Annotated in this window: 32 protein-coding genes; 1 reads left to right on the top strand and 31 read right to left on the bottom strand. The window is 56.8% G+C overall.

The genetic code is table 11. From position 1 onward, the window contains the following. Nucleotides 1-12 precede the first annotated feature (12 nt). The 27 genes from rpmJ to creB all read right to left on the bottom strand — a co-directional run bounded on the left by rpmJ (nucleotide 13) and on the right by creB (nucleotide 15,225). Nucleotides 13-126 (bottom strand): 50S ribosomal protein L36, encoded by a 114-nt coding sequence (gene rpmJ, locus LSO07_RS03150; RefSeq protein ID WP_010394471.1) that lies wholly within the window; start codon nucleotides 124-126, stop codon nucleotides 13-15. Nucleotides 127-168: 42 nt separating this feature from the next. Continuing rightward, nucleotides 169-387, bottom strand: a complete 219-nt coding sequence (infA, locus tag LSO07_RS03145) for a translation initiation factor IF-1 (RefSeq protein ID WP_005663428.1) — start codon at nucleotides 385-387, stop codon at nucleotides 169-171. Nucleotides 388-405: 18 nt separating this feature from the next. Then, on the bottom strand, nucleotides 406-1,740 hold the full coding sequence (gene secY, locus LSO07_RS03140; RefSeq protein ID WP_010394438.1) for a preprotein translocase subunit SecY: 1,335 nt from the start codon (nucleotides 1,738-1,740) through the stop codon (nucleotides 406-408). Nucleotides 1,741-1,772: 32 nt separating this feature from the next. Beyond that, entirely contained in the window at nucleotides 1,773-2,204 is a 432-nt protein-coding gene (rplO, locus tag LSO07_RS03135) for a 50S ribosomal protein L15 (RefSeq protein ID WP_034753211.1), read from the bottom strand. A gap of 30 nt (nucleotides 2,205-2,234) precedes the next feature. Beyond that, complete coding sequence (gene rpmD / locus LSO07_RS03130) at nucleotides 2,235-2,414, bottom strand: 50S ribosomal protein L30 (protein ID WP_010394435.1); 180 nt, start codon at nucleotides 2,412-2,414, stop codon at nucleotides 2,235-2,237. Nucleotides 2,415-2,424: 10 nt separating this feature from the next. Continuing rightward, nucleotides 2,425-2,943, bottom strand: a complete 519-nt coding sequence (gene rpsE / locus LSO07_RS03125; RefSeq protein ID WP_010394433.1) for a 30S ribosomal protein S5 — start codon at nucleotides 2,941-2,943, stop codon at nucleotides 2,425-2,427. Between the two features lie 9 nt (nucleotides 2,944-2,952). Further along, a complete protein-coding gene (gene rplR / locus LSO07_RS03120; protein WP_010394431.1) occupies nucleotides 2,953-3,315 on the bottom strand; it encodes a 50S ribosomal protein L18 in 363 nt (120 codons plus the stop codon). 13 nt (nucleotides 3,316-3,328) lie between these two features. Next, nucleotides 3,329-3,862: a 50S ribosomal protein L6 gene (gene rplF, locus LSO07_RS03115; RefSeq protein WP_034778281.1), complete on the bottom strand. Its 534-nt coding sequence runs from the start codon at nucleotides 3,860-3,862 to the stop codon at nucleotides 3,329-3,331. Between the two features lie 10 nt (nucleotides 3,863-3,872). After that, the gene (rpsH, locus tag LSO07_RS03110; protein WP_034753208.1) at nucleotides 3,873-4,268 is read right to left on the bottom strand and encodes a 30S ribosomal protein S8; all 396 of its coding nucleotides are present in this window, start codon (nucleotides 4,266-4,268) and stop codon (nucleotides 3,873-3,875) included. Nucleotides 4,269-4,282: 14 nt separating this feature from the next. Beyond that, on the bottom strand, nucleotides 4,283-4,588 hold the full coding sequence (gene rpsN, locus LSO07_RS03105) for a 30S ribosomal protein S14 (protein WP_010394423.1): 306 nt from the start codon (nucleotides 4,586-4,588) through the stop codon (nucleotides 4,283-4,285). Nucleotides 4,589-4,590: 2 nt separating this feature from the next. Beyond that, entirely contained in the window at nucleotides 4,591-5,130 is a 540-nt protein-coding gene (gene rplE, locus LSO07_RS03100) for a 50S ribosomal protein L5 (protein WP_010394421.1), read from the bottom strand. Nucleotides 5,131-5,136: 6 nt separating this feature from the next. Next, complete coding sequence (gene rplX, locus LSO07_RS03095; protein ID WP_034753204.1) at nucleotides 5,137-5,451, bottom strand: 50S ribosomal protein L24; 315 nt, start codon at nucleotides 5,449-5,451, stop codon at nucleotides 5,137-5,139. A 9-nt stretch (nucleotides 5,452-5,460) separates the two neighbouring features. Beyond that, entirely contained in the window at nucleotides 5,461-5,829 is a 369-nt protein-coding gene (rplN, locus tag LSO07_RS03090; RefSeq protein WP_008444317.1) for a 50S ribosomal protein L14, read from the bottom strand. Nucleotides 5,830-6,082: 253 nt separating this feature from the next. Beyond that, the gene (gene rpsQ, locus LSO07_RS03085) at nucleotides 6,083-6,355 is read right to left on the bottom strand and encodes a 30S ribosomal protein S17 (RefSeq protein ID WP_010394415.1); all 273 of its coding nucleotides are present in this window, start codon (nucleotides 6,353-6,355) and stop codon (nucleotides 6,083-6,085) included. Next, nucleotides 6,352-6,543 carry a 50S ribosomal protein L29 gene (gene rpmC / locus LSO07_RS03080; RefSeq protein WP_010394412.1) on the bottom strand — a complete coding sequence of 64 codons (192 nt, stop codon included), beginning with the start codon at nucleotides 6,541-6,543 and terminating at the stop codon, nucleotides 6,352-6,354. The genes rpsQ and rpmC overlap by 4 nt, the downstream gene beginning before the upstream one ends. Nucleotides 6,544-6,555: 12 nt before the next feature. Beyond that, nucleotides 6,556-6,975: a 50S ribosomal protein L16 gene (gene rplP / locus LSO07_RS03075; RefSeq protein ID WP_034753201.1), complete on the bottom strand. Its 420-nt coding sequence runs from the start codon at nucleotides 6,973-6,975 to the stop codon at nucleotides 6,556-6,558. Between the two features lie 2 nt (nucleotides 6,976-6,977). Further along, the gene (gene rpsC / locus LSO07_RS03070) at nucleotides 6,978-7,802 is read right to left on the bottom strand and encodes a 30S ribosomal protein S3 (RefSeq protein WP_034753199.1); all 825 of its coding nucleotides are present in this window, start codon (nucleotides 7,800-7,802) and stop codon (nucleotides 6,978-6,980) included. Nucleotides 7,803-7,811: 9 nt separating this feature from the next. Then, nucleotides 7,812-8,144, bottom strand: coding sequence for a 50S ribosomal protein L22 (gene rplV / locus LSO07_RS03065; protein ID WP_170840583.1), 333 nt, complete (start codon nucleotides 8,142-8,144; stop codon nucleotides 7,812-7,814). After that, entirely contained in the window at nucleotides 8,141-8,416 is a 276-nt protein-coding gene (gene rpsS / locus LSO07_RS03060; protein ID WP_008444295.1) for a 30S ribosomal protein S19, read from the bottom strand. Before rpsS ends, rplV begins: the two co-directional genes overlap by 4 nt. Nucleotides 8,417-8,426: 10 nt before the next feature. Next, entirely contained in the window at nucleotides 8,427-9,254 is an 828-nt protein-coding gene (rplB, locus tag LSO07_RS03055; RefSeq protein ID WP_034753198.1) for a 50S ribosomal protein L2, read from the bottom strand. After that, entirely contained in the window at nucleotides 9,254-9,571 is a 318-nt protein-coding gene (rplW, locus tag LSO07_RS03050; protein WP_010394398.1) for a 50S ribosomal protein L23, read from the bottom strand. The genes rplB and rplW overlap by 1 nt, the downstream gene beginning before the upstream one ends. Then, the gene (gene rplD, locus LSO07_RS03045) at nucleotides 9,568-10,188 is read right to left on the bottom strand and encodes a 50S ribosomal protein L4 (RefSeq protein ID WP_034753197.1); all 621 of its coding nucleotides are present in this window, start codon (nucleotides 10,186-10,188) and stop codon (nucleotides 9,568-9,570) included. Before rplD ends, rplW begins: the two co-directional genes overlap by 4 nt. Before the next feature lie 3 nt (nucleotides 10,189-10,191). After that, nucleotides 10,192-10,848, bottom strand: coding sequence for a 50S ribosomal protein L3 (gene rplC / locus LSO07_RS03040; RefSeq protein WP_010394393.1), 657 nt, complete (start codon nucleotides 10,846-10,848; stop codon nucleotides 10,192-10,194). Between the two features lie 325 nt (nucleotides 10,849-11,173). Next, nucleotides 11,174-11,362, bottom strand: coding sequence for a hypothetical protein (locus LSO07_RS03035; protein WP_034778275.1), 189 nt, complete (start codon nucleotides 11,360-11,362; stop codon nucleotides 11,174-11,176). Between the two features lie 241 nt (nucleotides 11,363-11,603). Next, on the bottom strand, nucleotides 11,604-12,995 hold the full coding sequence (creD, locus tag LSO07_RS03030; RefSeq protein ID WP_070278909.1) for a cell envelope integrity protein CreD: 1,392 nt from the start codon (nucleotides 12,993-12,995) through the stop codon (nucleotides 11,604-11,606). Nucleotides 12,996-13,081: 86 nt separating this feature from the next. Next, the gene (creC, locus tag LSO07_RS03025; RefSeq protein ID WP_151092247.1) at nucleotides 13,082-14,503 is read right to left on the bottom strand and encodes a two-component system sensor histidine kinase CreC; all 1,422 of its coding nucleotides are present in this window, start codon (nucleotides 14,501-14,503) and stop codon (nucleotides 13,082-13,084) included. Continuing rightward, nucleotides 14,500-15,225 carry a two-component system response regulator CreB gene (gene creB / locus LSO07_RS03020; protein ID WP_151092245.1) on the bottom strand — a complete coding sequence of 242 codons (726 nt, stop codon included), beginning with the start codon at nucleotides 15,223-15,225 and terminating at the stop codon, nucleotides 14,500-14,502. The genes creC and creB overlap by 4 nt, the downstream gene beginning before the upstream one ends. Before the next feature lie 176 nt (nucleotides 15,226-15,401). Between creB and LSO07_RS03015 the strand changes: the two genes are divergently transcribed. Beyond that, complete coding sequence (locus tag LSO07_RS03015) at nucleotides 15,402-15,950, top strand: tetratricopeptide repeat protein (protein WP_151092243.1); 549 nt, start codon at nucleotides 15,402-15,404, stop codon at nucleotides 15,948-15,950. Nucleotides 15,951-15,969: 19 nt separating this feature from the next. On the opposite strand, the gene LSO07_RS03010 is transcribed toward LSO07_RS03015, so the two are convergent. The 4 genes from LSO07_RS03010 to tuf form a co-directional block, all read right to left on the bottom strand. Next, nucleotides 15,970-16,815, bottom strand: a complete 846-nt coding sequence (locus LSO07_RS03010; protein WP_070278905.1) for a DUF817 domain-containing protein — start codon at nucleotides 16,813-16,815, stop codon at nucleotides 15,970-15,972. A gap of 145 nt (nucleotides 16,816-16,960) precedes the next feature. Then, complete coding sequence (locus LSO07_RS03005; RefSeq protein WP_225317159.1) at nucleotides 16,961-19,696, bottom strand: TonB-dependent receptor plug domain-containing protein; 2,736 nt, start codon at nucleotides 19,694-19,696, stop codon at nucleotides 16,961-16,963. A 520-nt stretch (nucleotides 19,697-20,216) separates the two neighbouring features. Next, nucleotides 20,217-20,534 (bottom strand): 30S ribosomal protein S10, encoded by a 318-nt coding sequence (gene rpsJ, locus LSO07_RS03000; RefSeq protein WP_010394389.1) that lies wholly within the window; start codon nucleotides 20,532-20,534, stop codon nucleotides 20,217-20,219. 179 nt (nucleotides 20,535-20,713) lie between these two features. Then, nucleotides 20,714-21,904 (bottom strand): elongation factor Tu, encoded by a 1,191-nt coding sequence (gene tuf / locus LSO07_RS02995; protein ID WP_034753125.1) that lies wholly within the window; start codon nucleotides 21,902-21,904, stop codon nucleotides 20,714-20,716. Between the last annotated feature and the right edge of the window lie 64 nt (nucleotides 21,905-21,968).

Below are 21,968 nucleotides of genomic sequence, written 5' to 3'. Positions count from 1 at the left end.
GTTATTCCTCGATTAACCTTGACGCTGCTTGTGACGTGGTTCCACGCAGATAACGCGGACTACGCCTTTGCGCTTGATGATCTTGCAGTTGCGGCAGATCCGCTTGACTGATGCGAGAACTTTCATTTTTGGGCTCTTTCTTTCGCTTCTTTGGTTTGATTCAGTGTGTTACTTGGTACGGAACACAATGCGGGCTCGGCTCAGGTCGTACGGCGTTAACTCCACCGTCACCTTGTCTCCAGGGAGAATGCGAATATAGTTCATCCGCATTTTACCTGAAATATGCCCGAGCACCACGTGTCCGTTCTCCAGCTTCACTCGAAATGTTGCATTTGGGAGATTCTCAAGAATCTCGCCCTGCATCTGTATGACGTCGTCTTTTGCCATTCGGTATGTTTACCGCGCTTAACGCGTCGGAATTCCGCCCTTGAAATTTGCTTTGCGCAGCAGCGAATCATATTGCTGCGACATCACGTAGTTCTGTACTTGCGCCATGAAATCCATGGTGACAACTACAATAATCAATAAAGAAGTACCGCCGAAATAGAATGGTACTTTCCACTGGGCTTGCATAAATTCCGGCAATAAACACACCAGGGTGATGTAGACTGCGCCGGCAAGTGTCAAGCGTGTCAGGATCTTGTCGATGTAACGGGCTGTCTGCTCGCCTGGACGGATCCCGGGAATGAACGCACCGCTTTTCTTCAAGTTGTCCGCTGTTTCCTTGCTGTTAAAGACCAGCGCTGTATAGAAGAAACAGAAAAACACGATCGCCACTGCGTACAACAGCGCATGGATAGGCTCACCAGGCCCCATCGATGCTGCCAAATCTTTCAAGAACCGCACCGCAGGGTTAGCGTTGTCGGCGCCCTTTGAAAACCAGTCCACGATAGTGGCCGGAAACAAGATGATCGAAGAAGCAAAGATCGGCGGGATCACGCCGGCCATGTTCAGCTTCAACGGCAAATGGCTGGTTTGACCGCCATAAATCTTGTTGCCTACCTGGCGCTTCGCGTAATTGACCAATATTTTGCGCTGACCACGTTCAACGAATACAACGAAGTACGTTACCAGCGCTACCAGGATCACGATGAAAATCGCGCTGAAGCTGCCGATCGAACCATTCGACACCTGAGTGAACAAGCCACCCAACGCCGACGGCAGACCTGCTGCAATCCCGGCAAAAATGATGATCGAGATGCCATTCCCCAAGCCACGCTCGGTAATTTGCTCACCCAACCACATCAAAAACATTGTTCCGGTCAACAAAGTGACGACCGTCACGAAGCGGAATGCAAGACCAGGTTCCAACACCAGACCAGCTTGCGACTCCAGTGCGACTGCAATGCCTAACGCTTGGAACAGTGCCAGGGCAACCGTGAAATACCGGGTGTACTGGGTGATCTTGCGACGACCTGCTTCGCCTTCTTTTTTCAACGCTTCCATCTGCGGTGACACGATCGACAGCAATTGCATGATGATCGAGGCCGAGATATAAGGCATGATACCCAGCGCAAACACTGTAAAGCGAGACAAGGCACCGCCCGAGAACATGTTGAACATGCCCAGGACGCCGCCTTCGTGCTCCTTGAACAGCGAGGCTAATTGTGTCGGGTCAATCCCGGGAACCGGGACGTGAGCACCGATACGATAAACCACCAATGCGCCAAGCAAAAACCAGAGCCGTCCCCAAGGGAAACCGGCCGCTGCACTTTTAGCAAGTTGTGGATTAGTCGCCAATTTTCGCTCCGATCAAGCTGTTAGCGGTCAACTCAGGCTACCGAGCCGCCGGCTGCTTCGATGGCTGCTTTCGCGCCAGCGGACACTTTCAAGCCCTTCAAATTCACCGCTTTGGTGATTTCGCCGGACAAGATCACGCGCACGTCACGGGCCAACACGCCCAGAACGCCAGCTTGCTTCAAGACCAGAATGTCGACATCGCCAACAGCCAGGTTGTTCAGATCGGACAGGCGCACTTCAGCTTTGAAGGTTGCGTGCATCGATTTGAAACCGCGCTTAGGCAGACGGCGTTGCAGAGGCATCTGACCGCCTTCGAAACCGACTTTATGAAAGCCGCCCGAACGCGATTTCTGACCTTTGTGACCACGACCCGAGGTTTTACCCAGGCCGGAGCCGATACCGCGACCGACGCGACGCTTGTAGTGCTTAGCGCCTTCGGCTGGTGCAATAGTATTCAATTCCATGATTTGCTCCGTTCGTGTAAGCCCGAAGGCTTACCCGACAACTTTAACGAGATACGATACTTTATTGATCATGCCGCGTACGGATGGGGTGTCTTGCAATTCGGAAACCGAATTTACACGACGCAGACCCAGACCGCGCACGGTAGCGCGATGCGATTCGCGCGTACCGATCAAGCCCTTGACCAATTGCACTTTGACTGTGTTTGTCATTTTGTCCACCTTAAGCCAGAATGTCTTCGACCGACTTGCCGCGTTTGGCAGCGATATCGGAAGCAGTGCTCATTTTCGACAGGCCGTCCAGCGTAGCGCGTACCAGGTTGTATGGGTTGTTCGAACCGGTGGATTTCGCCACCACGTCCGTCACGCCCATCACTTCGAAGATAGCGCGCATTGCGCCACCAGCGATAACGCCAGTACCAGGCTTAGCTGGGTTCATCAGGACCTTGGAGGCGCCGTGACGACCAACAACCGTGTGATGCAAGGTACCGTTTTTGAGCGGTACTTTGATCAGGTTGCGACGGGCTTCTTCCATTGCCTTCTGCACGCCAACTGGCACTTCTTTCGATTTGCCCTTGCCCATGCCGACGCGGCCATCGCCATCACCAACTACGGTCAGCGCGGCGAAACCCATGATACGACCACCCTTGACCACTTTGGTCACGCGGTTGATCGCGATCATTTTTTCGCGCATGCCATCATCCGGCTTGTCGCTTTGCATTTTTGCTTGCATTTTTGCCATGATTGATCCTTAGAACTTCAGACCGGCTTCGCGTGCGGCTTCTGCCAACGCTTTCACACGGCCGTGGTAACGGAAACCGGAGCGGTCAAACGCAACTTCGGTAATCCCTGCTTTCAACGCTTTTTCAGCGACGCGCTTGCCGATCAAGGCTGCAGCAGCGGCATTGCCGCCTTTGCCGGATTGGCCTGCCAGTTCAGCGCGAACTTCCGCTTCAGCCGTCGAGGCCGAAACCAGGACTTTAGCGTCCGGGCTGATCAGGTTGGCGTAAATGTGCAGGTTGGTGCGATGCACCGACAAGCGATTTACTTTCAATTCCGCAATCTTGATGCGGGTTTGGCGTCCGCGGCGAAGCCGTGATTCTTTCTTATCCATCGTCAGCCCCTAATTACTTCTTCTTGGTTTCTTTAAGCTTAACCACTTCGTCCGCATAGCGAACGCCCTTGCCTTTATAAGGCTCAGGAGCGCGGTAAGCACGAACTTCAGCGGCCACCTGGCCAACCTGTTGACGGTCGATACCTTTAATCAGGATCTCGGTCGGGGTTGGTGTTGCGCAGGTAACGCCGGCTGGCATGTCATGCACTACAGGGTGCGAGAAACCCAGGGACAGATTCAACTTGTCGCCTTGAGCTTGCGCCTTGTAACCCACGCCTACCAGGTTCAGCTTTTTCTCGAAACCCTTGGTGACGCCAACAACCATGTTGTTGACCAGTGCGCGCAGCGTGCCGGACATGGCATTGGCTTCGCGGCTGTCGTTCGCCACGTCGAAACTCAGGGTTCCTGCATTGTTTTCCACTTTAACCTGGCCGGTGAGGGCCTGGGAAAGTACGCCCAGCGGGCCTTTTACGGTGATCGCTTGTGCGGAGATGGCGACTTCGGCGCCAGCTGGCACTACGATAGGCATTTTAGCTACTCGAGACATGTGTAACTCCTTAAGCCACGTAGCAAATAACTTCGCCGCCGACACCGGTAGCGCGTGCTTTGCGGTCAGTCATGACGCCTTGCGGAGTCGACACGATCGCCACACCCAAGCCATTCATCACAACAGGGATCTCGTCTTTACCCTTGTAGACGCGCAGACCCGGACGGGACACGCGCTCCAAGCGCTCAATAACGGGACGGCCAACATAATACTTCAAACCGATTTTCAGTTCCGCTTTGCCACCAGCTTCGGCAACAGCGAAATCTTCAATGTAACCCTCGTCCTTCAGGACGCTGGCAATCGCAATTTTGACTTTCGACGATGGCATGGCCACGGTCGTCTTTTGCACGCCTTGTGCATTGCGAATGCGGGTCAGCATATCGGCGATAGGATCGCTCATACTCATTGCATATTCTCCTATTACCAGCTTGCTTTTGTCATACCCGGAATTTCACCACGCATGGCGAATTCACGGAGCTTGATACGACCCAGACCGAATTTACGGAATGTGCCGCGCGGACGACCAGTGATGGCGCAACGGTTACGTTGACGCGTCGGGTTCGAGTTACGTGGCAGCGCCTGCAATTTCAGGCGAGCTTCGTAGCGCTCTTCTTCCGATTTCGATTGGTCATCGACGATGGCCTTGAGAGCTTCGCGCTTAGGGGCGAATTTCGCCACCAGGTCAGCACGCTTGATCTCACGATTAATCAGTGACAGTTTGGCCATGATCAGTTCCTGAAAGGGAATTTAAAGGCGGCGAGCAAAGCTTTGGCTTCGTCATCGGTCTTAGCGGTTGTCGTGATGCTGATATTCATACCGCGCAACGCGTCAATCTTGTCGTATTCGATTTCAGGGAAAATGATCTGTTCCTTGACACCGATGTTGTAGTTGCCACGACCATCAAATGCACGGCCGTTCACACCACGGAAATCGCGTACGCGCGGCAGAGCCACGGTAATGAAGCGATCCAGGAACTCGTACATGCGAGCGCCGCGCAGGGTGACCATCGTACCGATCGGGTAACCTTCACGGATTTTGAAGCCTGCGATCGCTTTGCGGGACTTGGTGGTCACTGGCTTCTGGCCGGCGATCTTGGTCAAGTCAGCAACTGCGTGCTCGAGAACTTTTTTATCCGCGATAGCCTCACCAACACCCATGTTCAGGGTGATCTTGGTCAGGCGTGGAACTTCCATTACCGACTTGTAACCAAACTTGCTGGTCAGGTCGGCAACGACTTTTTCTTTATAGAATTCTTGGAGACGTGCCATGATTTCTTAAGCCTTCACTACTTCGCCGGAGGATTTAAAGATGCGAACTTTCTTGCCGTCCACTTCTTTGAAACCCACGCGATCTGCCTTGCCAGTCGCTGCATTAAACAATGCAACGTTGGACACGTGAATTGGCATGGTCTTATCGACGATACCACCAGTTACGCCAGTCATCGGGTTTGGCTTAGTCGCTTTTTTAGCGATGTTAATGCCGTCAACCACGATATGTTCAGCATCGATACGCTGCTGTACCACACCACGTTTGCCCTTGTCTTTCCCGGTCAGAACGATGACTTCGTCGTTTTTACGAATCTTATCCATTACGACTCCTTACAGGACTTCCGGTGCCAGGGACACGATTTTCATGAACTTCTCAGTGCGCAGTTCGCGCGTGACAGGTCCAAAAATACGGGTACCGATCGGTTCCAGCTTGGCGTTCAACAGAACGGCGGCATTGCCGTCGAACTTCACCAGGGAACCGTCTTGGCGGCGAACACCTTTAGCGGTGCGCACAACCACGGCGTTATAAATTTCACCTTTTTTGACACGGCCACGTGGCGCAGCAACCTTAACGGTTACCTTGATCACATCGCCAATGCCAGCATAACGGCGCTTGGAGCCGCCCAATACCTTGATGCACATTACTTCTTTGGCACCGGTATTGTCAGCCACTTCGAGCCGGCTTTCAGTTTGAATCATAGTATTCTCTTTCCCAACTTAAGCCGAAGAATCCACACAATGTAGACCCACGGTCAGTCTTGGTCCCGCCAGAGCCGCCCTGCTGGGCTTCACTGTTTGGGTGCATGACCTTCATACATCAACTGACCGCGAATGCTACTGTCTGTGGCCAGACACTTTGCGGCGTTACATGAACGAAGCCCGCAAGTATTACATACAATTTGCGGGCCTGCAAGTACTAATTAAAACCAACAGCCGAAACGGTGGTTTTTATTTAAACGGTTGGTGCGGCTTGAACCACACGTGTCACCGTCCATGCCTTCGTTTTGGAGATCGGGCGACCTTCCTGGATCTCGACCGTATCACCGGCCTTGACTTGGTTGGTCTCGTCATGCGCGTGATACTTGTTCGAGCGCATGATGATCTTGCCATACAAAGGATGTTTTACGTGGCGCTCGATCAGAACGGTAACGGTCTTGTCCATCTTGTCCGAAACCACTTTACCGATCAGCGTGCGCTTGAGCGACTGTTTCACTGGTTCGTTCATTTGGCTTCCTTCAGATTCATTACCGTCTTCACACGCGCGATATCGCGGCGTACCTTCTTGAGCTGCGAAGTGTTGCTCAGCTGCTGCGTAGCGATTTGCATGCGCAGGCCGAACTGTGCCTTCAACAGGTCATTCAGCTCTTTTTGCAGAGCTGGCTGGTCCTTGCCGCGGAGTTCAGATGCTTTCATATACAACTCCAATTATTGGCCGACTTGGCGGATGACAAACGTCGTCGCCAGTGGCAGTTTAGCGGCGGCAAGACGGAATGCTTCCCGTGCCAGCGCTTCATCAACGCCATCCATTTCATACAGTACTTTGCCTGGCTGAATTTCAGCGACGTAGTACTCAGGATTACCTTTACCGTTACCCATACGGACTTCAGCCGGTTTGTTCGAAATCGGTTTGTCCGGGAAAATACGGATCCAGATACGGCCACCGCGCTTGATGTGACGCGTCATTGCACGACGCGCCGCTTCAATTTGACGCGCAGTGATACGACCGCGCGCAACTGCCTTCAGACCGAATTCGCCAAACGACACGGCGGTGCCGCGGCTGTGCGAAATACCGGTATTACGGCCTTTCTGCTCTTTACGATACTTTCTGCGTGCTGGTTGCAGCATGATTATTCTCCTGCTTTCTCAGCTGGTGCTGCTGCGGCGGCCGGTTTAGCGGCGGTACGCACACGTGCACCTGGTGCTGTGGATGGTTTCGCACCGGCACCGGCTGGACGTGGACGGCCAGCTGGCTTGCCATCGTCACGGCGTGGGCCGCGGCTTTTCTTCTCGTCAGCTGGGGTATCGATGACTGGTGCATCGCCGTTAGGCGCGCGGTCACCTTTGTATACCCACACCTTGACACCGATGATGCCGTAGGTGGTCGACGCTTCGCTGGTACCGTAGTCGATATCGGCGCGCAGGGTATGCAGAGGCACGCGGCCTTCGCGGTACCACTCTTTACGCGCGATTTCGATACCGTTCAGACGGCCGGACGACATGATCTTGATACCGAGAGCACCCAGGCGCATTGCATTTTGCATTGCACGCTTCATGGCGCGGCGGAACATGATCCGTTTTTCCAGCTGCTGAGCGATCGAATCGGCGATCAGTTGCGAGTCGATTTCTGGCTTGCGAATTTCTTCGATGTTCACGTGAACAGGTACGCCCATGATCTTGGTCAGCGCCGACTTCAGTACTTCGATGTCTTCGCCTTTTTTACCAATGACCACGCCTGGACGCGAGCTGTAGATCGTGAAGCGCGCGTTCTTGGCTGGGCGCTCGATAACGATGCGGCCAACGGAAGCGTTCTTCAGTTTCTTTTTCAGGTAAGCACGTGCTTTCAAGTCTTCGTTCAGCATGGCAGCGAAATTACCGTTGCCTGCATACCAGCGCGAAGCCCAGTTACGGGTGACCGCCAGACGGAAACCGGTTGGATGAATTTTCTGACCCATCGTGGCTCCTTAGTTACCGACAGTCACGTAAACGTGACAGGATTGTTTCGAAATACGGTCGCCACGGCCTTTTGCACGCGCGGTGAAGCGCTTCAGGACCGGGCCCTTTTCGACGTAGATCGTTTTCACGAACAATTCGTCGATGTCCGCGCCATCATTGTGCTCGGCATTCGCAATAGCGGATTCCAGAACGCGTTTGATGATCGCAGCACCTTTTTTCGGGCTGAATTGCAAGATGTTGAGTGCAGCGTCAACTTTCTTGCCACGGATCAGGTCAGCAACCAGGCGGCCCTTTTGGTCCGACAGGCGCACACCTTTGAGGATAGCTTTAGTTTCCATTATTTCTTAGCCTTTTTGTCAGCTGCATGGCCCTTGAACGTACGGGTCAGTGCGAATTCGCCGAGCTTGTGACCAACCATGTTTTCGGAAACATAAACCGGCACGTGCAGCTTGCCGTTATGAACCGCGATCGTCAGGCCGATAAAGTCAGGCATGATTGTCGAACGACGCGACCAGGTTTTGATTGGCTTTTTGTCTTTGGCTGCTTGCGCGGCTTCAACTTTTTTCACCAGGTGGGCGTCACAGAACGGCCCTTTTTTCAATGAACGTGTCATGTGCTACCCCTTATTTCTTGCCGCGGCGCGAGACGATCATGGAAGTAGTACGCTTGTTGCTGCGTGTTTTCTTACCCTTAGTCTGTTGGCCCCAAGGCGAAACTGGATGACGACCAGCTGCTGTTTTACCTTCACCACCACCGTGCGGGTGATCGACCGGGTTCATGACCACACCGCGAACGGTAGGACGAACACCGCGCCAGCGCATCGCACCAGCTTTACCGATTTTACGCAGGCTGTGCTCGGCATTGCCGACTTCACCTACCGTTGCACGGCACTCGATGTGCACGCGACGTACTTCACCCGAGCGCAGACGCACTTGAGCGTAGGTACCTTCACGTGCCATCAGCACAACGCCAGCGCCAGCGGTACGTGCCATTTGGGCACCTTTACCTGGCAGCATTTCGACGCAATGCATCACGGTACCGACTGGGATGTTACGGATTGGCAAGCAGTTACCCGATTTGATCGGTGCTTCCGAACCGTTCATCACGCTGTCGCCAACGGCCATGCCTTTGGTTGCGATGATGTAGTGACGTTCGCCGTCGGCGTAGCACAACAGAGCGATATTCGCGGTGCGGTTTGGATCGTATTCGATACGTTCCACTTTCGCTGGAATACCATCTTTGGTGCGCTTGAAGTCGATCAAGCGGTAGTGTTGCTTATGACCACCACCGATATGACGGGTGGTGATGTGACCGTTGTTGTTACGACCAGCGGTCTTGGATTTCTTTTCAACCAGGGCAGCGAACGGACGACCTTTGTACAGGTCGGCATTCACCACCTTCACCATGCCGCGACGGCCTGGCGAGGTTGGTTTCATCTTAACGAGTGCCATTATGCAGCCTCCTCGGAGAAGTTGATTTCCTGGCCAGGCTTCAGGCACACGAAAGCACGCTTGGTATGGTTACGACGACCGTTGAACTTGCCGGTGCGTTTTTGCTTACCTTCGCGGTTTGCAGTTTGCACGGACAGAACTTCAACCTTGAACAGCAGTTCGACCGCTGCCTTGATTTCAGGCTTGGTTGCATCCGGCAGTACGCGGAATACAATTTGCTCGTTCTTTTCCGCGACCATGGTGGCCTTTTCGGAAATCACGGGCGCCAACAGCACCTTCATCAAGCGTTCTTCGCTATGTTTCAAAATCGCGCTCATGCCAGCATCTCCTCAATCTTGGCCAATGCAGCTTTGGTGACCAGGATCTTCTTGTAGAACACCAGGGACATCGGGTCTGCGTGACGTGGCTCAACGACGAGTACGTTAGGCAGGTTGCGCGATGCCAGTTCCAGGTTTTCGTTCAGAACGTCGGTGATGATCAGAACCGAATCAAAGCCCAGGCCGTTCAATTTTTGCGACAACAGCTTGGTTTTTGGCGCGTCGATCGTCAGATCGTCGATGACGATCAGGCGCTCTTCGCGAGCCAGCTGCGACAGGATCGAGCAGATACCTGCGCGATACATTTTTTTGTTCACTTTGTGGGTGAAGTTTTCGTCAGGCGAGTTCGGGAAAATCCGACCACCGCCGCGCCACAGTGGCGACGACGACATACCAGCACGAGCGCGGCCGGTACCTTTTTGGCGCCATGGCTTTTTCGTCGTGTGGTGAACTTCTTCACGGTCTTTTTGCTTGCGGTTACCACTACGTGCATTCGCTTGATAAGCGATGACGACTTGGTGGATCAGCGCTTCATTGTAGTCACGGCCGAAAATCGTATCGGCTGCAGCAACGTTCGAGGCGGCTTGACCTTGCGCATTCAGAAGCTTGAGTTCCATCGTTTAAGCTCCCTTCTTGGCTTTGGTTTTGATGGCTGGCGAGACAACTACCTGGCCATTTTTCGCACCTGGAATCGCGCCTTTGACCAGCAACAGCTGACGGTCGGCATCGATACGGGCGATCACGAGGTTCTGGATCGTACGGTTAACGTCACCCAGATGACCGGTCATGCGCTTACCAGGGAAAACGCGACCTGGATCTTGTGCCATACCGATGGAACCTGGAACGTTGTGCGAACGCGAGTTACCGTGCGTTGCACGGCCAGAAGCGAAGTGGTAACGTTTGATAACGCCTGCATAGCCTTTACCAATGGTAACGCCTTGCACGTCGATCTTTTGACCGACTTCGAACAGGGAAGCAGCGACAACATCGCCAGCTTTCAGTTCAGCGGCTTTAGCAGCATCGACACGGAACTCTTTCAACAGAGTACCGGCTTCAACGCCAGCTTTAGCGTGATGACCAGCAACAGCTTTGGTCACGCGGGAAGCGCGACGTTGACCGAATGCGACCTGAACAGCGGAGTAACCATCTGTTTCAGGGGTTTTGATTTGCGCAACACGGTTGTTCGATACGTCCAACACGGTGACCGGGATCGAATCCCCTTCATCCGTGAAAATGCGCATCATACCAACCTTGCGACCGAGAAGGCCTAGGCTCATTTTTTCTCCATTCCCACCTGCGATTGGGCGGGGCTTGTTTAACTACAAAGTAACGTAGGACTCAAAAAAGACGAATCCATACCGAAGCCGGCTAGTATATAGCACAAAAACCCTTGACGCAACAAGTTAACACGAGGTATGTCAAAGTGTTGCGCGGCGCCCTTGCGGGAGTTGTCGGTGCGCCGGAAAAACGCTGCCGCAAGGCAATTTGACGGGCGCAAAGCACGGCGGCATGCGCCCTGGCGGGCGATGCCAGAAACACACAGGGCGCGCCACGGCGTGCGCGCCCTGCCCTTCGCCATCCCGGGCGCGATGCCCGGGAAGCTTACTGCTGGCAGTTGCTCAGGCAATGCCCGTACAAGTCCTCGCAGATGGGGCTGCCACCGAGGTGCGCCCGGCAATTGGCCACTTTTTGCCCGCACTCGCTGTAGCACTGCGTGACATCGCCAGCAGCAAATGCATACGAGGCGCTCAAGCCCAGCGCAAACAGGAAAGCCATCGTTTTCTTGATCATATTTCATCTCCGTTTTATCAGATGGAAGAACAACCAGGACGACACGCCATCCTCGCACCGCCCCGGGCAGACGCCGCGGCGCCCGCCATTACTTAAAAAGCAATGCCAATAGAATACCGTAAACAATACCAACCAACTACCAATTATCGGTGCCGCACGTCTCCCACCAAAAAAAACAGCCCGGACACATCACCGTCCGGGCTGGCTGCAAGCATCGCGGCGCATGGCGCCCGCATAGCCCCTACTCTTGCGGCACTCCTTTGCCAATCTGATACCAGTCCACCTTGCGCGTTGCCACCATGATGACGGCCAGCACGGCGAACAACAGAATGCTGCCCATCACCAACGCATTATTTTCCGAGCTGAGCAAGCCATACAGGGCGCCATACAGCAAGGTCAGGGCCACGCCGAAGCCGATGCCGCGCCACATGTTGTGCAGCACGTGCACCAGATAGAAGCTGGTCAGGGCGATACAGGCGGCGCTGGCGGCCAGATAGGCGGCGAGGAAGGCGATGTGCTCGGCCAGCCCCACCAGCAGCAGGAAGAAGATCACCAGCGACAGGCCCACCAGCAAATACTGCACCGGGTGGATCGGCAGGCTCTTCAAAATTTCAAAGATGAAGAAGGCGGCAAAGGTCAGCGCCACGAACAGCAAGCCATATTTCGTGGCCCGGTCCGATTGCGAATACACGTTCACCGGCTCGATGAAACCGACACTGAAGCGGTCCACCTGGCCCAGCGGCGCACTATCGGGCACCTTGAATTCTCCCTCGATGGAGCTCAGCTGCGTTTGCGCATTGGTGGCCAGCGACGAGATATTCCACGCCACATTGAAACCACTGGCATCGATCTGGCGATTCTTCGGCGACGGCAGGAAGCGCCCGCCAAATTGCGGATGGGGCCAGTTCGACTTGATCTGGATCTGGCTGTTCTTGGCCACCGGCACGAAGTGCTGGCGTTCGATGCCATCGAGGCCCAGGTCAAAGCTGAAGCGCACCTGCTGCGCCGCAGCCAGGGGCATGGCGCCCAGCGGCGCGTGCAGGCCGCTGCGGAAGGCAAACAGGTCGGTACCCTGCTCGAACTCGATCTTTTGTCCGCCCCAGTCGATTTTCGGGATATTGCGGATGCCGCGCACGTCCTCGATGGACAAGGCCACGAAAGGCGCACCGACGGTCACGCGCGAGTCCGGCGACTTGCGCGGCAGCTGGCTGCTGGCCGGCACCGTGAAGTCACCCTTGAAGGCGTGCTGGCCGCTGTAGACCAGCACCTGGTGGATGCCGCGGTAGCGGCGGTCCGTCTCGATATTGCCGTTGATCTGCAGGTCGTTCGGATACACGAGCAAGCGGCGCTGCACCGTGCGGCGCAGCAACTCCGTGCGCACGGGTAACTTCACTTCCTTGTCATCGCCCTTGGCCACCTCCACGCGCTCTTCATACTGCTCCGTGTAGGGAATCACCAGAATGGGGCCGATGATGGTTTGTTCGCGCACCGAATCGGCGGCGATGCTGTTGACGGCTTCCTGGCGGAATTCCATCCGCTCCTTGATCGTTTCCTGAATCATCAGCAAAGGCAGGCCGATCAGCAGCATCAGGCCGAACACGATCAACGCTTTGACTAAGAGAGTTTTTTGCATGGCGCATCCTTGAAGTAAGGTGGCCAGTGTAAAAAAGCTGTATGCGCTGACGATGCAGTCCGTGTGAAGCCGGCAAATAAAATGCGCTAGGCTATTGGCAGGCACAGGCGCGCGCAGGCGCCGCCTTCCGCATGATTGAGCACCTCGACCGTGCCGCCATGCAGCGAAGCCACTTCGCGCACAAAGGGCAGGCCCAGGCCCGTGCTCTTGCCTGCGCTCGGGCGCGGCAAGGAATAGAATCGCTCGAAGACGCGCTCGATCGCATACGCGGGGATGCCCTCGCCCCGGTCGCGCACGGCAATTTCCACCTGGATGCCCTGGCGCCGCGCCGTCAGGTCGATGCAGCTGCCCGGTGGCGCAAAGCCGACCGCGTTGTCGAGCAAGTTACCCAGGGCCTGGCGCAGCAGCAGGGCATCCCCGGCCACATTCGCCTCGTCGGCCTGCAGCTGCAGGCGCACGCCGCGCGCCGCCAGGGTGGCGGCCGCGTCCTGCGCCACTTGCGCCAGCAGGGGCGCCAGCGCGATGCGCTCGGGGTTATCCAGACGCTGCTGCTTTTCCACGCGCACGAGGGCCAGCAGCTTGTCGATCAGTTGCCGCTGGCGCGCATTCTGTTCCAGGATACTGGCCAGGAAGCGGCGGCGCTCGGCCGGCGGCATGTCTTCCTGCAGCAGCTCGGCCGAGGCCTGGATGGCGGCGATCGGGCTTTTCAATTCATGCGCCAGCGTGTGCATCAATTGCTCCACATATTCCTTGCCCTCCAGACGCGTGCGCATCGCCTCCAGGGCGCGCCCCAGGGTGCCGATCTCGTTCTTGCCCAGCGCCGGCAGCGCCACCTTGCGGCCCGCCTCCACGTCGCCGATGTAATGCATCAGCTTGCCCAGCGCATGGTGCAGCCACCAGGCGAATGCCAGGCCGATCAGCAGCGACAGCAACAACAGCACGGCGCCACGCTGCAGTATCTTGCGCTGGCTGCGCTCGACAAATGCTTGCACGCTGGCATTCGGCTTGGCCACCGTCAGCACGCCGATCACCTCATTGCCGTCGCGAATAGGCGCGGCCACGTGCATCACCGTCGACATCTCGTCATCCGGCCGGCTGCGCGTGCTGCGCGCGCCATACTTGCCCTGCAAGGTGAGATACACGTCATTCCAGCGCGAATAGTCGCGTCCCACGTCGCGTCCGCTGGAATCGAACAGCACGATGCCGTGCCGGTCCGTGATGGTGATGCGGTAATCGAGCGTGCGCTTGCGCACGCCATTGATATTGACGTCCACGCCATGGCGCGCGTAATCCTGCATGCGTTCGGCCACGGGCGACTGCGCCAGCGTGCCCGCCTTCAGGTCGGGCGCCACCAGGCTGGCCAGCAGTTGCGAGGTATCGACCAGCGTATCTTCCAGGGTCGAGCGCACGCCGGGCTTGACCTGCTCCATGAAGACATTCAGCAGGAACCACGCGGCCAGGCCGACGATCAGGAAGTAGCCGAGCAGGATGCGCAGGCCGATCTTCATGCGCCAGCCAGGCTGTAGCCGAGGCCACGGTGGGTGTGGATCGGGTCGACCTGCGCATCGACGGCGCGCAACTTGGCGCGCAAGGATTTGACATGCGCATCGACGGTACGCTCGAGCGTGTCGGGCGCACCGCTCCACACGCGCTCCATCAGCTGCGCGCGCGACAGCACGTGGCCCGGATGCTCGAGCAAGGTTTTCAACAGCAGGTATTCATAGCGGGTCAGGTCCAGCGGCTGGCCGTGAAATAGCACTTTCGCCTCCAGCGCGCGCAATTCAAAGCGTGCCGGCACGGTCACGGCAGCGGCTATCGTCATGCCAGTCTCGCGGGGCACCTGAACGACGCCGGCGCGGCGCAGGATGACGCGGATGCGCGCCACCAGTTCGCGCGGCGAAAACGGTTTGGTGACGTAATCATCGGCGCCGATTTCCAGGCCGACGATGCGGTCGATCTCGTCGCTGCGGGCCGTCAGGAAGATCACCGGCACCTCGGAAAACTGGCGCAGCCGGCGGCACACCTCCAGCCCGCTCATGTCGGGCAAGCCCACGTCGAGCACCACAAGAACGGGCATCTGCGGGGCTTCGCCGGGCGTTGGACGCAGCGCGGCCAGGGCGTGCTCGCCCAACATCACATGGCGCGGCGTAAAGCCGTCCGTGCGCAAGGCATAGGCGATGCTGTCGGCAATCGCCTGTTCATCTTCCACGATCAGGACAGTCTTGGACATGGCGGCGGCACGCATTAATGGACAGACCCGGAGTATCCCTGAAGCACGCAAGCGGCGTCAATCGCGCGCCTTGCCGCGCGCCGGCGAAAAGCCGCCCAGCCCCAAAAAACTTATAGTATATTTATCATGGCATGACTCCACCGATACACCGTGTTTGACACCCGTCCGAGGAGACTATGAAGACCCATACCATCAGCCTGCTATGCGCTGTCAGCCTGCTGGCCGCCTGTGCGGTGCCAGCGACGATCACCACCTCCAATGAACAGCAAGACGCCTGCAACGCGGCCGAACTCAAAGGCCAGCTTGGCGAAGCAGAGCTGGCTTGCGTAAAAGCGCTGCAGAGCGCCGAGCAAGCCGGGGCCAGCGCGGATATCCTCTCGCAGCGCCAGTACAACCTGGGCCGCGTCAAGCGCTTGCAGGGCAAGAATGCCGAAGCGGAGCAGCTGTACCGGCAAGCGCTGGCCACGGAAGAAACGGCGCAGCCACGCAGCGATGCGCGCGTCGGCCGCCGCATGGTGGAACTGGCGTCGGCGCTGGCCGCGCAAGGCAAATGGCAGGAAGGCACGGGCTATCTGGAACGCGTGCTGCCGCTGCTGCCGAAGCTGTCGCCCGCCTCGCGCACGTATTCGGCGGAAGTGCTGCGCCAGTACGCCAAACAGCTGCAAGGCGGCCCGCAGGCGGCGCTGGGCGCACGCTTTGAAGCCGTCGCGGCCAGCCTGCAATAAGCAACTTCCGGAGCCCGGCCTACGGCTGGGCGACGTGGATGCTGGCCTTGATGTGCTTGAGGTGGGCCACGATGGTGAACGTCATCACCACCAACAGCGACCATGAACTCCATTTGCTGACATGCACCACCGACCAGGCGCCAAGCTGGTTCGGATAGCGCCACACGCCCCAGAAGGTGCTGATGTTTTCAGCCAGCCAGATAAAGAAGCCGACCAGCACAAAACCGAGCAGCAAGGGCATGCTGCGGTCGCGGTCGAGCGGGCGGAACACCACGGTGGTGCGCGCATACAAGCCCAGCGCGCAGGCGGCCAGGTACCAGCGATAGTCGCCGATGTAGTGATGCGTGAAGAAGTTGGCGTAGATCAGCAGCGCGATCAGCACCGCCATCCAGTACGGCGGATGGTGGCGGATCCGCATGTCGAGCAGGCGCCAGGTCTGGATGATGTAGCTGCCGACGGCCGCATACATGAAGCCGGAAAACAGGGGGACGCCGAACACCTTGCTGTAGGCAAAGTCGGGATAACTCCACGACTGGATCGTACCCGACACCTTGAACACCTCCAGCGCAAAGCCGACCGCATGAAACAGGCAGATGGCCTTCAGCTCATCCCACGTTTCCAGTCCGCTCCACAGCATCGCGCCCTGGATCGCCAGCGCCGCCAGCAGCAGCACGTCATAGCGCGGCAGGCCGAACAGGCCGGCGCGCGGCACCAGGAACACGGCAGCGAAAAACAGCCCGACGAACAGGCACGACCTCGCCTCCTTGATGCCAAAATACAAAAATTCGGTCAGGAAGCGCGGCCAGCCGCGCAAGCGGTTACGGGGAGTCGCATTTAACAGGTGGGCATCGAGGGCATTAAGCATGCAGCAACTTTATCGGCCGCCCGCGGCACTGTAAAGCGATATCCCCCTGCGCATCGATGACAGGGCAAAAAAAAACCAGGCACGCGGCCTGGTCTTTGACACGCCCGGTATCGCTGCCGGGCGGTGAGGTATCAACTGACGACGATCAGAGGAAGGTGTAGCTGGCCGAGACGCCGATACGACGCATCTGGAACGATTCAGCGTAGCCTCTGCGCCACTGCACCGGTGCAGCCTTGTCGAACAGATTGTCGATGTACAGGCTCAGACGCGTGTTCTTGATGCCGCCGTACGACAGGTTGTAATCGACCGTGGTGTTGCTGCCTACGCGCGAGCAAACACCCATGTTCTCAGCCGAAACCTTGTTGGTGACACAGTAGGTCGACGAAGTCTGGTTGTCGTTGCTAAAGCCGCTGGCGTAGTTCAACGTCATGCCGTGGTCGAACGAGCCGGCCTTCAGGCTGGCGCGCAACTTGGTTTTCAGACGCGAACCCAGGTCATAGTTACCTGCCAGATTGGTGTCATAGGCATTGTCGGTCACGCTGAATTCCTGGTATTTCCACAGATAGCTACCTTCCAGCTTCAGGCGAACCTGGCCGATACTGGTGTTGAAACGGCCACCTGCATCAAAGTCAAAGCCCGAAGCACGGGTCTTGCCGCTGTTGACGTATGGGTTGTACAACAGGCCGATCGCGCCAACGCCGCCGAAGTTGGTGGTATTTCCTGGTGCGTATTTTTTCACCAGTGCCAGGAATTGCGCATCGGAAGCCGAGTTATCGACACGCACCAGCTGTCCGGCTGGCAGACCAGCTTCGCCACGCAGAATGTCAGCCACGCCACGGGTACCGATTTCGTCCTTGCGTTCGATATGGTAGTAGTCCAGTGCCACGGTCCAGTTCTTGACCGGCTCGAAAACGAAACCGGCGGTGATCGAACGCGAGGTTTCCGGTTTCAGATCCTTGTTCGCCGACACGAAGCTAGGCACGCCGCCTTTGCAATCACTGTTCTGGAAGGTGTTGCCCTGCGCCTTGTCGACGCTGGTGGCGGCAGGATTGCTCTGCACCAGATTGTTCAAGGCACTGGCGGTTGCGCAACGGCGTGGATCGCTGACATCGGTAGCGAACGAGCTGCGGCCCAGACCGTTACCGGTTTCAACGATGTTCGGCGCGCGGAAGCCGCCAGCGGCCGTGGCGCGCAACAACAGGGTATCGGTCGCGTTGACGCGCAAGCCCAGCTTCGGCGAGAAGTGCACGTCGCTGTTGGTGGACTTGTCGGCACGTACCGCGGCGCTCACTTCCACACGCTTGACCACCGGGATGGTCGCTTCCGCGAACAGCGCGTAGTGGTCCATGGTGTCTTTGACTTGCAGGCCGGCGATGCCGACCAGGTCGCCACGCAGCACGTTGTCCGAGCTGGCCATTTCATACTTTTCGCGACGGATGTCGGTACCGAACGCCACATTCAAAGGACCGGCTGGCAATTGCGCCACTTCACCGGACACGGTCGCGTCGATGAAGGTGATCTTCGACTCACCCTTGGTGGTACGTACCGGGAACATCGATTCCAGCAGCGCGGCATCGTTTTGCTGGCCGAACTTGTAGGTGCCGTTGACGATGGCGTTGGTGTAGCCGGTAGCGCTCACGGCACGGGTGGCCTTGTTGGCTTTCGAGTTCATGTAGCCGACCGCGGATTTCCAGTCGAAATTACCGATGTCGCCGTTCAGGCTCAGCATGACGCGCGTCTGATCGGATTCGGTGCGGTTGAAGTTGAAGCCGTTGCCGGTGTCCATCATGCGGGCACGGTATTCGACCGGTACGCCGTAAGGGTTGTTGGCGTGGCCAACTGGCAATTTTGGATAGAAGTATGGACCGACCATCTTGCCGTTGATCGCGTCGTACCAGGTGCTCGACGACGTGGTGGCGCTACCGTTGCTGACGTTGAACGGGGCGACGATGTAGTCGTTGCTGGCGCCGGCGTTGGTGATCTCGAAGTTGGCGTCGATGTCCTTGCCAATGCGGAAATGCGTATTGCTGGCCAGCGCATAACGCTTGGCATTGGTGGTCAAGCCGGTGTACGGCAGGATATCCATCTTGCACAGCTTGTCCTTGGCATCGATCTTGTCGGCCGGGCAACCTGGCGCAGCAACGATGTTCGTGCTGTTCAGGAAGTAGTTACCGGTTGGCGAGAACGAGCTCAGGGCGTCCCAGGTCGAACGGCCCGGGGTCTGGCGGTGCCATTCAGGATAGTGGCCGCGCAGGTCGCCAGCGGTGTAACCGTCGCTCTTGTAAGCCTCGTACGTCAGGTAGGTATTGAAACCGTCCTTGTCGATATCGCCGTAACCGACGATGCCCGAAACGTTGCGGCTGCGTTGATCTTTGAAGCCTTCGGTTTCCTTGTAGTTGCCGGTGATCTTGGCGCCTTCGAAATTCTTCAGCAGGATGATGTTGATCACGCCAGCGATGGCGTCGGAACCGTAGATTGCCGACGCGCCGTCTTTCAGGATCTCGATGCGCTCGATGGCTGCAGCCGGAATCGCGTCCAGGTTGGTGAAGTTTTGTTGCGCGCCATCGGCCAGGCCGTATTGTGCAATGCGGCGGCCGTTGACCAGCACCAGGGTCGCGACCTTGCCCAGGCCACGCATGCCGACGCCCGAAGAGCCCGTGGCGAAGCTGCCGGAGCTGTTGCTCGACGAGTCGATCGAGGTACTGATGGCAGCGGAGGAATTCAGGATGCCCAGCGCCGTGGTCTGGCCGGTGCGCTCGATATCATCGCGGGTCAGAACCTGGAGCGAACCAGCTGTTTCAGCTTCGGTACGCTTGATGCTACTGCCGGTGACTTCGACGCGTTGCAGTTTTTCTACTGGTGCTACGGCTTCTTGTGCCACAGCATATTGGGAGAAGGCCAGTGTCAATGCTATCGCAAGGGTGCTTTTCTTCAAACCTGGTGTATTGCTCATCACGGTACTATTCAAGACTACTCCTCAGATATTGTTTTCGTTTTATAAATCGATACGTTGTACTGATCATTTTTGTAAAACAATCACACATTCTCACGTATGTTACAAATCTCTCACATTCTGCGCCCGTAGGAAAGAGAACAATTAACAATTGTTGTTTTAACCCCACTTTATAGGCCAGGTTAGTATGTTCTGGAATCAACGTGGCGCGCATGGAACTGCTTGGCAATTTCACTGAGGAGTAGCGAAAAGAAGAATGAGGGATGGACGGGACGAAGGACGAGACGGCAGCCCACCCGCAAAAGGCGAGGCACCAATAGCAATGGGGCCGGGCGCACTCACGATCGTGAGCAGGCCCGGCCCCATCATCAGGCAGCGGGACACCCCGCCGGCCTGGAACAGCTGTCAACACCTGATGCTACGGTATTGTCAGCTGCCCTTGAAACTATTATTGCAGTTTGATTTCGACATCAACACCAGCTGGCAGGTCCAGCTTCATCAGCGCGTCAACGGTTTTGTCCGTTGGGTCAACGATGTCCATCAGGCGTTGGTGCGTACGGATCTCGAACTGATCGCGCGAAGTTTTGTTGACGTGCGGGGAACGCAGCACATCGAAACGCTGAATACGGGTAGGCAGTGGTACTGGGCCTTTGACGACAGCGCCGGTGCGCTTCGCGGTTTCAACGATTTCCAGAGCGGACTGGTCGATCAGTTTGTAATCGAAAGCCTTCAGGCGGATACGGATTTTTTGGTTTGGTGCCGACATGATATTTCCTTAAAAGAACGAACCGCGCGGTCTGCACGGCAATGAGGTCATACGGGAATTTCTGACGCAACAACCGTCAGGGTCGACATGATAGCACCAAAATGCTTGCCAACCCCGGCAGTTGAATAAAAAGAAGGGCGCCGGGCGACGACGCGTCTTCTTTTATGCAGGCTTAAGAATTAAGCCAGGATTTTTGCAACAACACCAGCGCCGACGGTACGGCCGCCTTCACGGATAGCGAAGCGCAGACCTTCTTCCATCGCGATCGGGTTGATCAGCTTGACGGTGATCGACACGTTATCGCCTGGCATGACCATTTCTTTGTCTGCTGGCAACTCGATCGAACCGGTTACGTCCGTCGTACGGAAGTAGAACTGTGGACGATAGTTGTTGAAGAATGGCGTATGACGGCCGCCTTCGTCTTTCGACAGAACATAGATCTCGCCGGTGAAGTGTGCATGCGGCTTGATCGAGCCTGGCTTTGCCAGAACTTGACCACGTTGCACGTCTTCACGCTTGGTGCCGCGCAGCAGCAGACCAACGTTGTCGCCAGCTTGACCTTGGTCCAGCAGTTTGCGGAACATTTCCACGCCGGTGCAAGTCGTTTTGACGGTATCGGTGATACCGACGATTTCGATCTCTTCGCCGACTTTAACAATGCCGCGCTCGATACGACCGGTCACAACGGTACCGCGACCCGAGATCGAGAACACGTCTTCCACTGGCATCAGGAAAGCACCATCAACAGCGCGCTCTGGCGTTGGGATGTATGCATCCAGCGCATCGGCCAGACGCAGCACCGCGTCAACGCCCATTTCGCCTTCTTTGCCTTCCAGCGCCATACGTGCCGAACCTTTGATGATTGGCAGGTCGTCGCCTGGGAATTCATACTTCGACAACAGCTCGCGCACTTCCATTTCAACCAGTTCCAGCAGCTCTGCGTCGTCGACCAGGTCGCACTTGTTCAGGAACACGATGATGTATGGAACGCCAACTTGGCGGGCCAGCAGGATGTGTTCGCGGGTCTGTGGCATTGGGCCGTCAGCTGCGGAGCACACCAGGATCGCGCCGTCCATCTGGGCAGCACCGGTAATCATGTTTTTGATGTAATCGGCGTGGCCTGGGCAGTCAACGTGCGCGTAGTGACGCGTTTCCGTTTCGTACTCGACGTGGGCCGTGTTAATCGTGATACCGCGCGCTTTTTCTTCTGGTGCTGCATCGATCTGGTCGTATGCTTTAGCTTCGCCGCCGAATTTCTTCGACAGAACCGTTGCGATTGCAGCGGTCAGCGTGGTTTTACCGTGGTCGACGTGGCCGATGGTGCCGACGTTGACGTGCGGCTTGGTCCGTTCGAATTTACCTTTTGCCATTTTATTCTTCCTTAGAACAATGATTTAAATGTAGGGACCGGCATTCTCGTGAAAGCCGGCCCGG

Source organism: Janthinobacterium sp. PLB04, assembly GCF_021165895.1.
GTDB classification, from domain to species: Bacteria; Pseudomonadota; Gammaproteobacteria; order Burkholderiales; family Burkholderiaceae_D; genus Janthinobacterium; species Janthinobacterium lividum.
Note: the sequence above shows the minus strand (reverse complement) of the source record. Positions and strands in the feature narration are given on the sequence as shown.